12 protein-coding genes are annotated in these 14,261 nt (G+C 34.9%); 5 read left to right on the top strand and 7 right to left on the bottom strand.

Annotated features, from left to right (window positions below; translation table 11 throughout):
• Nucleotides 1-110: 110 nt before the first annotated feature.
• The 7 genes from ABD692_RS08390 to ABD692_RS08360 all read right to left on the bottom strand — a co-directional run bounded on the left by ABD692_RS08390 (nt 111) and on the right by ABD692_RS08360 (nt 8,438).
• Entirely contained in the window at nt 111-683 is a 573-nt protein-coding gene (locus tag ABD692_RS08390) for a DUF4199 domain-containing protein (RefSeq protein ID WP_316763726.1), read from the bottom strand.
• Between the two features lie 14 nt (nt 684-697).
• Nucleotides 698-1,366, bottom strand: a complete 669-nt coding sequence (locus tag ABD692_RS08385; protein WP_344766167.1) for a hypothetical protein — start codon at nt 1,364-1,366, stop codon at nt 698-700.
• Nucleotides 1,367-1,410: 44 nt separating this feature from the next.
• Nucleotides 1,411-2,667, bottom strand: coding sequence for a dihydroorotase (locus ABD692_RS08380; protein WP_344766165.1), 1,257 nt, complete (start codon nt 2,665-2,667; stop codon nt 1,411-1,413).
• Nucleotides 2,664-4,703, bottom strand: a complete 2,040-nt coding sequence (locus ABD692_RS08375) for a vWA domain-containing protein (protein WP_344766164.1) — start codon at nt 4,701-4,703, stop codon at nt 2,664-2,666. The genes ABD692_RS08380 and ABD692_RS08375 overlap by 4 nt, the downstream gene beginning before the upstream one ends.
• 60 nt (nt 4,704-4,763) lie before the next feature.
• Nucleotides 4,764-5,168 carry a hypothetical protein gene (locus tag ABD692_RS08370; RefSeq protein WP_316763738.1) on the bottom strand — a complete coding sequence of 135 codons (405 nt, stop codon included), beginning with the start codon at nt 5,166-5,168 and terminating at the stop codon, nt 4,764-4,766.
• 55 nt (nt 5,169-5,223) lie between these two features.
• Nucleotides 5,224-6,762: a L,D-transpeptidase family protein gene (locus ABD692_RS08365; protein WP_344766163.1), complete on the bottom strand. Its 1,539-nt coding sequence runs from the start codon at nt 6,760-6,762 to the stop codon at nt 5,224-5,226.
• A gap of 110 nt (nt 6,763-6,872) precedes the next feature.
• Nucleotides 6,873-8,438 (bottom strand): L,D-transpeptidase family protein, encoded by a 1,566-nt coding sequence (locus tag ABD692_RS08360; protein WP_344766162.1) that lies wholly within the window; start codon nt 8,436-8,438, stop codon nt 6,873-6,875.
• 270 nt (nt 8,439-8,708) lie between these two features.
• Here ABD692_RS08360 and hisG point away from each other — a divergent pair, with 270 nt between their 5' ends.
• The 5 genes from hisG to hisH all read left to right on the top strand — a co-directional run bounded on the left by hisG (nt 8,709) and on the right by hisH (nt 14,253).
• Nucleotides 8,709-9,560 (top strand): ATP phosphoribosyltransferase, encoded by an 852-nt coding sequence (hisG, locus tag ABD692_RS08355; RefSeq protein ID WP_344766161.1) that lies wholly within the window; start codon nt 8,709-8,711, stop codon nt 9,558-9,560.
• Between the two features lie 60 nt (nt 9,561-9,620).
• The gene (gene hisD / locus ABD692_RS08350; RefSeq protein ID WP_344766160.1) at nt 9,621-10,898 is read left to right on the top strand and encodes a histidinol dehydrogenase; all 1,278 of its coding nucleotides are present in this window, start codon (nt 9,621-9,623) and stop codon (nt 10,896-10,898) included.
• Between the two features lie 87 nt (nt 10,899-10,985).
• The gene (gene hisC, locus ABD692_RS08345; protein WP_344766159.1) at nt 10,986-12,026 is read left to right on the top strand and encodes a histidinol-phosphate transaminase; all 1,041 of its coding nucleotides are present in this window, start codon (nt 10,986-10,988) and stop codon (nt 12,024-12,026) included.
• A 3-nt stretch (nt 12,027-12,029) separates the two neighbouring features.
• Nucleotides 12,030-13,163, top strand: a complete 1,134-nt coding sequence (hisB, locus tag ABD692_RS08340) for a bifunctional histidinol-phosphatase/imidazoleglycerol-phosphate dehydratase HisB (protein WP_344766158.1) — start codon at nt 12,030-12,032, stop codon at nt 13,161-13,163.
• Between the two features lie 499 nt (nt 13,164-13,662).
• The gene (hisH, locus tag ABD692_RS08335) at nt 13,663-14,253 is read left to right on the top strand and encodes an imidazole glycerol phosphate synthase subunit HisH (RefSeq protein WP_316763755.1); all 591 of its coding nucleotides are present in this window, start codon (nt 13,663-13,665) and stop codon (nt 14,251-14,253) included.
• Nucleotides 14,254-14,261 lie beyond the last annotated feature (8 nt).

The raw sequence follows: 14,261 nt of genomic DNA, 5'->3' as shown, positions 1-14,261 counted from the left end.
TTAGTATTCAGATTAAAATCTATCAACAAACTCTTTTAAATTAAAAACGTGCAAATTTCATCAATTTAAATGATAAAACTTGCACGTTCTAAATTTTTGTGCAGAACTGATTATTCTTCGTTTACCGCTAAAAATACTGGACGAGTCTTTTTAAAGATTAGCGAAAAAATTATTGCCCCAATAAAATAAAACACCGCTGCAATACCGAAACCAACAACTGCCTGGCTAAAAGTTGGCGTAAATTGTTTATCTAAACTTTCTGATGTGCTTGCTATTGCCTTATCCATAGCTTCACCTTCCATACCCAAAGATTTAAATGTGCCTTCAGTTTTAGTCAAAATCATTTCTTTCATTGTACTTGGATAACTGGTATCGATAAACTTGCCAAAAACAATATTGAAAATGTACATAATTGCCATTGACAGTACGAACATTACAAATATTTTGAATAAAGCTTCTCCGAAAGTCCAGTAGCCGCCAGCTTTTTTTCTCATATCAATACAAAAGAAAACTGCAAGTGCAATTCCGATTGCAAAACTTAAGCCGCTGTAAACATAAGAACTCATCATATTTGGCATTATATACCAGGTAATTAGAAAAATTATTACGTTTATAGCACCCCAAATTGCGCCGTTTTTCAAAGCTTCTGTTTTTAAATTAACTGCTGTTTCTGGTGTTTCCATGAATTTGTTTGGTTTTAGTTATTAATAGTTGTAATCAATACATAAGATGCAGTATCAAACGGTTTGTTACTACTAAATTGCTCCAACTCTTTTGTTGTAGTTGCACTTCCTTCTGAATCGAGGAAAAACGCCATAAAAGGAACAAATAATTCTTTCATTTCTTCGCTGATGTTTAGTGTTGAAGACGTTTTACAAATCTCTTCGATACTACTTTCGGCAAGTTGCTGGTTGCTGATTAGTTCTTCATAAATTTCAAATTCATCTTGAAACTCATCATCTTCAACCAATAAAAATTCTTTTAAGAAATCGCCCAATTCTGGATCTAAATCTTCATCATGGCATTCTTTGATGTAAAGTAAAAGGTTTAAAAGTTCGGTTCCTCTGTCGATGGTTTCTTCTTCAATATTAGCCCATTCTTCACTTTCCAGATAGTCTTCTTCTAATTTCTGTACATCGCTACTGAAAAAGTTCACCATCAATAAATCGAAGAAAACTTCTCTTAATTCTTCAAATTTACTGTTCGAATCAAAAACAGCATCAAAGGCTATTACTTTATCCATAAAATTAATATCCAACTCAAAAGCTGCAATTAATTCATTTTCAAAACTACCCGCATCTACTGAAGCTAGTTGTGCGTATTTATTTATTGAAGCACTTAGTGCTTTTTTTACTCTATTATCCATATTTTATAGTATCAAGTATATCGTATCAAAACTTGGTGTAGCTTCTAGTTTTCTTGGTATTGATTATTATTATAAACCAATGTTACTTTACCTGTAAGCTCAGTGCCTAAAAGTGGGCTATTTGCCGATTTTGAATAATTTGTATTCGAATTATATAACCACTTTTTGTCAGTTGCAAAAACGGTAAAGTTTGCTTCAATACCTTCTTCAATAATTGGGCTATTTAAATTTAGTAATTTTCTTGGGTTGATACTTAACTTCTCGACAATTAGGTTTAAATCTAAACCAGCTTTTATCAACAATGGAAGAACGGTTTGTAATGCAATTATTCCATAGTGAGCAATTTCAAACTCCACGTTTTTAAATTCTATTTCTTCTGGTCGATGCTGAGAAGTAATAGCATCAATTGTTCCATCTTTTAAACCAGCAATCAGTGCTTTAATATCAGCTTTGCTGCGTAATGGTGGCTTTACTTTATAATTGCTATCAAAATCGACTAAAAGTTCTTCTGTAAAAACTAAATGATGCGCGGTAACATCACAAGAAATTTGAACGCCATCTTTTTTAGCTTTGCGAATTAAAGCAACCGAACCAGCCGTTGAAATATTACTGATGTGGATTTTAGTTTCATTGTAGGTTGCTAAGAAAATATCGCGGGCAATATGCATTTCTTCTGCTAATGGCGGTAAACCCTTCATTCCCAAAAGAACCGAGTTTTTACTTTCTGTTATTTGCGCTTTTCCTGCAATCGATTTGTTTTCGGGATAAACCATCAGCAAAGCATCGAATCCCTTTGCATACTGTAAGGCTCTGCTCATAAAACCATCGTCTTGAATTGCTCTATCGCCATCAGAAAATGCAATAGCTCCAGCTCTTTGCATATCAAATAACTCAGCAAGCTCTTTTGCTTCTCGATTCTGACTGATTGAGCCCACAGGCAAAACATCAACCAGATTATTTTTAGCTTTATTTATAATATATTCTACCTGCGATTTTGATTGCACAACTGGACTGGCCTGCGGCAATAAAGCCAAGCCAGTAAAACCACCCGCTTTTGCAGCAGCAGTTAAAGTTTCGATATCTTCTTTAGTCTCAAAGCCTGGATCGCCGGCAACGCAATTTAAATCGAAAAAACCTGGCGATAAAAAAGCACCTTCAGCATCAAAAACTGTTTCATTTTTTTCTGGTGATAACTTGCCTATGCTTTTAATTTTACCACCTTCTATCCTAACATCGCATTGTTGTTTATTAAATTTACTTTGCGGGTCGGCAATAATTACATGCTGTACAAGGAGATTCATATTGTTTTTTTAGGGTTGTTAAAAAATCTGATGAGCAGAATTTCTGCTGCAATAAAAATCAGCGACAAAATTAGGCAAAGTTTCCATAATGTTTGTCCGATTTTATTTGAGCCAGCAATTAATTTCACTGCATCTTTATCGGTATCGTATATTTTTAAGTTACTTTTCTCGGCAAGGTTATCCAACTCAGTTTTACTCAGGTAATGCATATCCGATTCGGTTCTACCTATATTAAAACTGTAAACACCGATAACCGAATCGGCCAAATTTAGGTTATAAAAACCAGGTAATTTTATTTGGTCGGCGGTGTAAATTAGTGTTTTACCTCCCGCTTGTCTAACTTCAGGAATAATTTCGAAGTTTTTTGCGGTGAGCTTTAAAGTTTGATTTTTACCCAACGTAAGCTGTTTACTCGCCAAGGCACGATCATTGCCAAGATTATAATACAATGCATCATCCAATCCATTATTTAAAGTTAATCGATACATTAATGGTACAAATACAGGATGACGGGCAAAGTTTCCATCATTTGCATTTAAGCCAGTTGCCGATAAATAAACCTGTCCGCTACCAATTCCATATTTCGAAAAGAATAACTTACCGCCAGGTAAAGACATTATATTCTCTTTATTTGAGGCATTGTTTTCGGCAAAATCGTAATAACGATTCACAGTTGGTAAATCTAAATTCTTGGGAATTTCTTCAAAAACAGTTTTAAAAATTGGATGCTGTAAATCTATTTGATCAACTTTCGAAGCCGTGTTATTTAAATTCTGAATTTGAGGTAATGATAATGCGCCCAAAAATGAATTGTAAACTTTAATATCCGAATCTAAATCTGGAAATATAACAACCGAACCTCCGCTGGTTAAATAAGTTTTTAATTGCTGCGCCAAGCCACTCGATGGATTACTCAACCCGTTTAACACAATTAAACCAAAATTAGAGAGGCTATTGTAATTGATATTGCTCTCGCTATTTTCGGTGAGTTTGTAATACTTATCGGCGCCAAAAAGCGCTTTAATGTAGCTGCCAGCATTCGGTCCATTTATACTTAAAACAGGTAAACTTTCATCAACTTTAAAGCTGAAAGAAAGCGAATCATCAAAAGTTACAGGAAAATCTTTTATGCTGATTACACCTTTTTTCCATCCCGATTTTAATCCCGAAAAGCTTAAAGTATCTTTTATTGTCTTCCCTGCAGGAATAGTAACCGAGCTTAAGCCTTTCTGTTGGTTGTTTATGGCTAATTTTAATGGAATATTTACCGCTTCTTCTTCCGAGTAATTTTTAATCTGAACAACTAATTTCTCATTTGCGCCAGGTTGATGGTTTGGCGATAATGTCCACACGCTATCCACTCCAACATTTGGTAAAGCTGTAGCATTTAATTTCAAAAACGAATATTGAATATCCGTTTTGGTTTCGAGTTTTTTAACTGAAGCGATATTTTTTTGAAAATCACTAATGAGAAAGCTATACTTATTAGCCGCACTTGTTAATATATTTCCCTGGCGGTTTAAAATTTGCTGTAAATTTCTATTCGAGGCAGAAATTTTTACATCATCTAAAGCTTTCAAAAATTCTTCTTTATTTAGCAAACGCTGATGCTTGCCTTCAAAATCATTTGTTAAAAGTTGAAAGCGATCATTAATACCAAAACCTTTAATTAATTCTTTAGCTCTCCGTTTCGCCTCGTCAAGTAGGCTACCATCTTTATTAATGGCTTCCATACTGTAAGAGTTGTCAATGTAAATACTTACCGAATTATTTACTGCAGTAGTTTTTTGATTGTTTAAAGGAATATAAGGCTGAGCAAATGCCAGCACAAGAAATATAATTGCCAGAATACGCGACAATAAAATAAGCAGATTTTTAAGCTTTTCTTTTGATGAGTTTTGTTGTTCTACCTCTTTTAAAAGCTGAACATTAGAGAAATATACCTTTTTAAATTTTCGGAAATTAAATAAATGAATGATGACCGGGATAGCAACCGATAATAGTGCAAAAAGAAAGCCCGGATAAAGGAAATTCATTAAAAATCAAAGATAGAAAAAATATGGAAAGTGGAGAATTACTATTGTAATAAACTCGTACTAATAAGCAAATCCAGGAAATTCTATGTTTACAATTTTCCAGCTTCCATTTTGTAAGGCAAAATATAATTTAAAAGGACCGCTCACAATTTTCGATTGCTTTTGAAGAACCGCCCTAAAACCTGCAACTCCTTCTACAAAGCCCATTCCTTTTCCATCTCCTAATAAATCGAAATTCGCATCAATAATATCATATCGTCCGCCCACATATTCATCCGATTTTCCAAAAATACCTTTTAGCCTCGCAGTAATTACATCCTTGCCAATTACCTTGCCACCAGGAAGAATAAAGAAATCGCTCATTTCTTCGGTAATAGATTTAGATTGTTTAAACCACGAGTTGATAAATCTGATTGCGCTATTTACAATATCGGCCTGATGGTTAAAAGTTGGGGTTTCTTGCATTTTTTTTAAAAAATAATCAACTACGAAATGTATTGAATATGCACAAAACTAAGAATTAAATTATTTTTTTCATTGCTATCCAAAGTTTATCGTCCATTTTATAAACATCTTTTCGATATTCTATTTTACCATTTTTTGCCCATGCCGTGTGGTAGGTAATAAGTAAGGGTGTTTCATTATCGAGCAGAAACCGCATGGGTTTTAGTTGTGGTTTTTCAGCTTTTTTTTGTTTAATGATAACATTTTTCTTTTCCGCAGTTTCTTTTAATGGTTTTAAACCTAGTTCTGTTCTAACTTTTTCAAAGCTAGTTTCATTATCCATAATATGCCAGGCAAGCTGTAAAGGTTTTTCTAATCGAATGCAACCATGACTAATTGCTCTATCCTGCAATTTAAATACGCTTTTAATATTCGTATCGTGCAAATAAACACTGCTGGCATTCGGGAATATAAATTTTAATTTACCTAAAGAATTGCCCTGACCAGATTGTTGAACAAACAGAAATGGCAGCTTTTTTCTATCGTATTTATACCACCTTATGTTAGATGGATTTTCGATCAGTTTATTTTTGTGGTAAACCAAAATATTGTGTCGGCGCAAATAACTCGAATTTTGCTTTGCCATTGTGTATATCTCGGTTTGCGCAATACTCTCTGGAATATTCCATTCGGGGTTCGAATAGATGGTTTTAATAGTACTAAACAGTTGAGGAGTTTCTCTACTATTGGGCTTATCTTCTAAGTCTCGTGTTTTTTCGTAAATTTTTATTTTCTTATCGTAATCAGCATCTCTTTTTTCGCCAACGCAAACTTTCATCGTGGTAATGGTATCATCCCCGTTAAAATAAACCAAACGGAAATCTGGAATATTAACCTGAATGTATTTACCTGTTTTAACTGGTAAAACCCACCTTAATCTTTCCATGTTTATAGCCAGAATTTTCTTCAAAGAATCGTTCTTTAAGCTCAAATAAGCTTTCTGTAATGCAACGTATTGCTTTGATTTATTTTGAATGTTATTTAAAGTATCGATAATACTTACCGATGCCAACATCTGTGGTATAAATAAACTATCGGCCTGCTTTACATCGATATTATACCTTAAATAGATTTTCTTTGGATTTACAACGCCAAACTTTAAATAACTGGTATATTTTAAGAAAGCAAGGATTTCCAATTGAGCCAGCTTCGAATAACTTTCATCAATATTAGTTATGTGATCTGCCTTTAAAGCGACAATCAAATCTTTCAGCTCCCTGGTGTAAAAAGTATCTGAATTGAAACCATGTACGAAGCTATGATCAAGATGATTGGTTAAAGTATCCAAACCTTTAGCTCCGAAAAAGCGGATGGTAAAATCAGGACTAACCTTGTCTCCAAAATGTTTTTTTAAGGTTAAGAAATTTTGGTTTTGTTTACATAGACTATTGAATTCATTAAGAAAAACAGAATCGTATTTAATCGAATCAAAGTTTTTATAAATGTCTTTTCCCAAACTTTTAGCAAGCAACTCGCCAGTAGAAGGTTTAGATGTATGGGCAACGAAAAAATAGACTAAAGCTGCTGGAAAAAAAATGGCAATAAAAGTTTTCAAAATATAAATCCGCTAAAAAATTGGTAATCATTTTATTTTGGGATGTATAATTTTAATATTGGTTATTTAGAAATGCCAGGAATGAACCTCTAAAGCCATCAAATGTAGTTTTATCTTGTTTTCTTCATGGCAATCCAAAGTTTTTCATCCATTTCGTAAACATCAGGGCGATATTGGATTTTATCGTTTTGCGACCAGGCTGTAAAATAAGTGATGATTAATGGTACCTGTTTCTTAGGGCCGAACCATGCTGGCTTAAGTTGAAAAGACTTAGTAGTATCAGCCTTTTGTGCCAGTCTTTTTTTATACCATTTTACGTGAGTACTATCAATTGGAGGTAAATCCACTTCAGCTCTTAACTTATCATAGGTGTAACTATCTCCCACAAGTTTTTCAGCAAATTCTAAAGGTTTTTCTATACGTACGCAACCATGGCTTATAGCCCGATTAGCTAAGTTAAAACCGTTCTTATTATTAGTATCGTGTAGGTAAATACTAGAGCTATTATCAAAGATAAATTTGAACTTGCCTAAAGCATTTCCACCACCCGAACCTTGTTTAAATTTAAAAGGTAATTTATCTCTTGAATATTTGTTCCAGTTAATTGTGTCAGGTTCACCGATCAGCTTGTCTTTATAATAAACCTTTATGTTACTATTTGATAAATAATAAGGATCTTTTCTAGCCATCCAATAAATCTCACTTTGTGCAATACTTACAGGAATATTCCATACTGGGTTTGCTTGAATAGAGTTGATTTTACTATACAACAATGGAGTTTCGTGGTTCTTCGGTTTGTCATCTAAATTGCCCGATTTTGCAAACGCTTTTAATTTATCTTCATATCCATTCTCACGCTTACCGCCAACACAAACCTTCATACTAATAACGGTATCAGCCTTATCAAACCAAGTTAATTTAAAATCTGGGATATTAACTTGCACATAATTATCACCCATTTCTGGCATTTTCCAACGGAAACGCTCCATATTTAGCAGTAAAATTCTTTTCTCACTTTCACTGTTGGCGTTTAAATAGGCAGCTTGTAAGGCTTTATACTGTGTAGATTTAGGTTGAACCGCCTTTAATGTATCCAAAAGATTATCTGAGGCTAATAGTTTCATCATTCCAGCACTATCAGGACGAAGAACCTTAATGTAGTATCTGGAAAAAATATTACGTGGGTTAACAACCCCATATTTTAAAAAATTATTATAATTTAAGTATGCATTTGCCGAAAGGGCTTCCAATCGAGCAATTACGATATAACTATCTTCTACTTTCTTAAATTTGTTAGCCGCAAGCTCATTTAAAAGCGATTTTATTTCTAATGTTTTAAAAACCTCTGGATTAAATCCGTGGATTTTACTATTCTGTAAATAAGTGCTTAAAGAATCTAATTCCCCATTTGTGTAGAATTTTGTAATCAGTCTTGGCTCACCATTATGTGAAGCATAAAAGGCTTTAATAGTCTTTGGATTAATAAAACTGTGCGAAAGGCTATCTAATGTTTTCACAAAAACGCTATCATAAGCTACTGTGTCGAAATCTTTATATATCTTGTTTTTAAAGTGTTCAGACAACACCTTACCGATCTCAGGAGGTGATTTAAACCAGTTACAGGCCGAGATACAAACAATAAAAGGAATAATTAGAAAGCGGAAGTTCTTCAACACGTAATATTTAGCTCAAAAATAAGTTTAATTCTTTAAAAGACATTATTGGCAAATTAAGTGCCATTATTTTTTGATTTCCCATTTCAAACACTATATTTGCCATCGCTAATCAGCTAAAGCATTGATATTGGCAGAAATAAATATATGAAATTAACTTTGAACCATCACTTACATTTGCATCATCGCCGTTAGGCGATATGATATGTTTGTTTTGTACTTCAAAACTTTTTTTCCGTAGAATAATTTCTTGCACACTCTATATTCAATACTTTGAAAACACTAAAAATTGCTATCCAGAAATCGGGTAGGTTAAACGAAAAATCTGTAGAAATACTAAAAAATTGTGGTCTTTCTTTCGAAAACTATAAAAGCTCTTTAATATCAACCGTTCAAAATTTTCCCTTAGAAATTCTCTTTCTTCGCGATGATGATATTCCAGAATACGTTCAGGATGGCATTGCCGATTTAGGAATTGTTGGCGAAAATGTAATCACAGAAACAAAGGCAAATGTGGAGTATTTACAACGCCTTGGTTTTGGAAAATGCACCCTAAAAATCGCTGTTCAAACAGGTAGTGAAATTCAGAAATTAGAAGACTTAAACGGCAAAGCAATTGCTACTTCTTACCCTGTAATTCTCGAAAAATTCCTAACAGAAAAAGGAATAAAATCAGACATCAGAACAATCTCAGGTTCGGTAGAAATTGGACCAGGATTAGGACTAAGTGATGCCATTTTCGACATCGTTTCTACAGGCGGAACTTTAAAAAGCAACGGACTAAAACCTTTCGCAGATGTGATGCAATCGGAGGCTGTTTTAATCGGAAATAAATCGATACTTGACAACCCTGAAGTTGCAGAATTGCTACAAAGAATTCGTTCGGTGCTCAGTGCAAAATCGAACAAATATGTTGTACTAAATGTTTCAAAAGATAACCTACAAAAAGTTGTTGATTTGTTACCAGGTGTTAAAAGTCCAACGGTAGTTCCGTTGTTCGAACCGAACTGGGTTGCCGTACATTCGGTAATTGCTGAAGAAGATTTTTGGGATAAAATTAACAGCTTAAAAGCAGCTGGCGCAGAAGGTATTTTAGTGATGCCAATTGAGAAAATCATCACCTAAAAACAGGCTAAAAAAGCATAAAAAAGCATTAACTATTAGTTAATTTTAAATTATAACACATTGAAAGTCTATAATTATACAGATTTATCTAAATCAAAAATTGAAGAACTGTGTTCGCGACAAATTGAAGACGATAAATTGGTTGAAGAACGTGTTGCAGATATCATTAAAACCGTAAAAAATGATGGAGATAAAGCGCTATTTAATTTCGCTAAAGCCTTTGATAAAGTAGAATTAGAAAAGCTTTATTTAGATGCAGAGGAATTAAAACACATTGCTTCTAACATCCCAGCCGATGCAAAACACGCAATTGAAACGGCTTATCAGAACATCAAAGCATTTCATCAATCTCAATTAAAAACGGAAGACAAAATAGAAACCATGCCTGGTGTGGTTTGTTGGCGGGAATCGAGAGCAATAGAAAAGGTTGGCCTATATATTCCAGGCGGAACTGCTGTTTTACCAAGTACATTTTTAATGCTCGCTACACCTGCAATTATCGCTGGCTGTAAAGAAATAGTAGTTTGCTCTCCTCCACAAAGTGATGGAAAAACAAACTGTTATCTTGCTTACTGTGCCGTGCTACTAGGCATTAAAAAAATCTACCTGATTGGTGGTGCGCAAGCGGTGGCTGCTATGGCTTTCGGAACGGAAACCGTACCACAAGTTTATAAGATATTTGGCCCAGGGAACCGTTATGTTACTACCGCCAAAACTATGGTTCAAAATAAGGTTGCGATTGATATGCCAGCTGGTCCATCGGAGGTTTTAGTGATCGCAGATGAGACTGCCAACCCGTCATTTGTAGCTGCAGATTTACTTGCGCAAGCTGAACACGGAACTGATAGTCAGGCAATTTTAGTTTCTACTTCAAAAGAAATAATAGAAAAAACACTTTTAGAGATTGAAAATCAACTATCTATACTACCAAGAAAGGAAATAGCAGCTAAGGCAATTGAAAATTCTTATGCAATTTTGGTTGATAATATAACTGTTGGAATGGATTTTTCTAACGACTATGCGCCTGAACATTTAATTTTAGCCACCGAAAATTTCGAAAGCCTTATTCCCTTGATAATCAATGCAGGTTCGGTATTTTTAGGTAATCTTACTCCAGAAAGCGCAGGAGACTACGCTTCAGGAACAAACCACACTTTACCAACAAGTGGTTTTGCTAAAGCTTATTCAGGAGTTTCAACTGATGCATTCCTTAAAAAGATAACATTTCAGCATCTAAATATCAATGGATTAAACAATATTGGAGCTACCGTTGAAACACTTGCAGCTGCTGAAGGATTACAAGCACACAAGAATGCGATTACAATTAGATTAAAATAGTTGGTTGGTTTTTGGTTAATGGCTGTTTCGATATAATTGAAGGAAACAACCCAAACAACTAAAACTAAAACTTAAATAACCAAGAAAATGGACATTAACGATTTAGTAAGAGAAAATATAAGAAACCTTAAACCGTATTCTACCGCTAGAGACGAGTTTAAAGGACAGGCATCAGTTTTTCTAGATGCAAATGAGAACAGCTACGGTTCTCCCCTACCTGCAAATTACAATCGCTACCCAGATCCTTTGCAGTTGGATTTAAAGGATGCGATTAGTAAAATTAAAGGTGTGCCTATTGAAAATACATTTTTAGGCAATGGAAGTGATGAGGCCATAGATTTATTATTCCGTGCCTTTTGTAACCCTGGAAAAGACAATGTAATAGTTTTGCCTCCCACTTATGGAATGTACGAAGTTTCGGCCAACATAAACGATGTAGAAATCCGCAAAGTAAGCTTGCTAACGAACTTTCAGTTAGACATGGAAAAAATTGCAGAAACCATTGACAAAAACACCAAAATAATTTTCATTTGTTCTCCAAATAATCCAACAGGAAATTCGATAAACCGCGAAGATATTGAAACGATTTTAACCAACTTTAAAGGCATCGTTGTGGTTGATGAAGCGTACATAAATTACGCCCGACAAAAGACATTTATTCAGGAGCTAACCGAGTACGCAAACCTGGTTGTTTTGCAAACTTTTTCTAAGGCTTGGGGGCTTGCAGCTTTACGTTTAGGAATGGCATTTTCATCACGAAAAGTTATTGATGTTTTGAACAAAATAAAGCCACCTTACAACATCAATCAGGCGACTCAGGACTTAGCTTTTGAAGCCTTAAAAAACATCGCACAAGTTAACACCTGGATTAAGGAATCTGTTACCGAAAGAGAACGACTTTCTATCGAATTAAATGCACTAAATATCGTCACAAAAGTTTACCCATCTGATGCGAATTTCATATTGACTGAAGTTACAGATGCAACAAAAATTTATGACACTTTAGTAGAGCAAGGAATTATTGTCCGCGATCGGTCGAAAGTTATTTTATGCGAAGGTTGTTTGAGAATTACTGTTGGTACAAAAGAAGAAAACGATAAACTGTTAACCATTCTGAAAAATTTCTAAAAGATGAAAAAAGTACTATTTATAGATAGAGACGGAACTTTAAATATCGAGCCCGATGATGAACAAGTAGACAGTTTTGCCAAGCTTAAATTTTATCCTCGCTCACTTTATTACCTTTCGAAAATTGCATCCGAAATGGATTATGAATTAGTGATGGTTACGAATCAGGATGGTTTGGGCACACTATCGAATCCCGAAGAAAACTTCTGGCCAATTCATAATTTTATGCTTGATACTTTTGCTGGCGAAGGGGTTAATTTTAGCGAAATTGTTATTGATAGAACTTTTGCAAAAGACAACGCTCCTACCCGCAAGCCAGGCACCGCATTATTGACAAAATATTTCAATGGCGATTACGATTTGAAAAACTCATACGTGATTGGCGATAGATTAAACGATGTAGTGTTGGCTAAAAATCTGGGAGCAAAAGCAATTTTTCTTCGCCAGAATGATGCTCTTGGTTCTACCGAGGCTTTAGACAAACATGAAACTTTGTTGGACATCATCATTTTGGAAACGCAGAAATGGGAAGATATTTACAACTTACTCAAAGCTGGAAGTAGAAAAATTAACCATGTTCGCAAGACAAATGAAACTGATATTAGCATTAATTTAGACTTAGATGGTACTGGAAAAGCGAAAATCGAAACTGGTTTAAACTTTTTCGACCACATGCTTGACCAAATTGCCAGACATGGAAGTGTTGATTTGGAAGTGATTGCCAAAGGTGATTTACATATCGATGAACACCACACCATTGAAGATACCGGAATAGCCCTTGGAGAGGCTTTTGCTAAAGGTTTAGGCAACAAACTTGGCATTGAGCGTTATGGTTTCTGTTTACCGATGGATGATTGTTTAGCGCAGGTTGCTATCGATTTCGGCGGCCGTAACTGGATTGTTTGGGATGCTGAATTTAAACGTGAGAAAGTTGGCGATATGCCTACAGAAATGTTCTATCACTTTTTTAAATCGTTCAGCGATGCTGCAAAATGCAATTTGAACGTAAAAGCTGAGGGAGATAACGAGCATCATAAAATTGAGGCTATATTTAAGGCTTTCGCAAAGGCGATAAAAATGGCAATTAAGCGTGATGCAGAGAAAATGGTTTTACCGAGTACAAAGGGGCTGCTTTAACCCCCCTTGAACAGTAATGTCACTAACTTAAACACAAATGTTGTCAGTCTGAGCGTAGTCGAAGACCATTTCGATGGTCGAAAACAAAAAATAATCTGTCCTTCGACTACGCTCAGGATGACAATTCTTTTTTGTTTTGCATTAATTGATGACATTGCACTAAACAGGGAGCTACAGACTTAACGTAAATATAAGCCATATATAGAGTGCGAAAGCAAAGGCACTTTTAGGAGATTTACGGGTTGCACATACTTTGTTAAATAAACCCGATAGTAGTGGAAAGGTTTTTACTTAGCACTAACCTTAAATAAACTGTCATGCTGAGGCACGAAGCATCTGCAACCGATGAAACAGATTCTTTGTGCCTCAGAATGACAGAAGTAAAAAAACTTGAAACGAATAGCGGGACTGCAGAACCTTTGAAAAACTGACATTCGTTTTCAAATTTTATAAAAAAGTATCTTGTTCTGATACATGATACTAAATATTGATAATAATTATGATTGGAATAGTAAACTACGGTGCTGGCAATATTTTCTCTTTAACCGCAGCTTTGGAGCGTTTAAACCTGCAGTATGGCATGGTAAACACTGAAAGTGATTTAGAAAAATATAGCCACATCATCATTCCAGGTGTCGGACATGCAGGTGCTGCGATGGAAAAACTAAAACACACCGGCCTGATTAAAGCAATAAAAGCCTTAAAAAAACCAGTTTTAGGCATTTGTGTGGGCATGCAGCTGATTACCGAACATTCTGAAGAGGGCGATGCGGCATTGTTAGATATCGTTCCTGTTAAAACCAAAAAATTCGATAAGTCGTTGAATATCAAAATCCCACACATGGGATGGAATGATGTTCAGCATAAAAACAATTCGCTATTCGAGGGTGTTGAAGTTAATGCACAATTTTACTTCGTTCATTCGTACTTTATTGAATATAACCCTACTTTTGACATCGCTTCTGCCAATTACGGACTAAAATTTTCGGCAGCGGTGCAAAAAGACAATTTTTACGGCGTTCAGTTCCATCCTGAAAAATCGGGCAAAGCTGGCGAACAGATATTAAAAAATTTTTCAAACTTAAGCTGAGGAATAGT

Origin of the sequence: Pedobacter ginsengiterrae (genome assembly GCF_039537385.1) — a bacterium.
GTDB classification, from domain to species: domain Bacteria; phylum Bacteroidota; class Bacteroidia; order Sphingobacteriales; family Sphingobacteriaceae; genus Pedobacter; species Pedobacter ginsengiterrae.
This window is presented reverse-complemented; position numbering and strand designations above follow the sequence as displayed.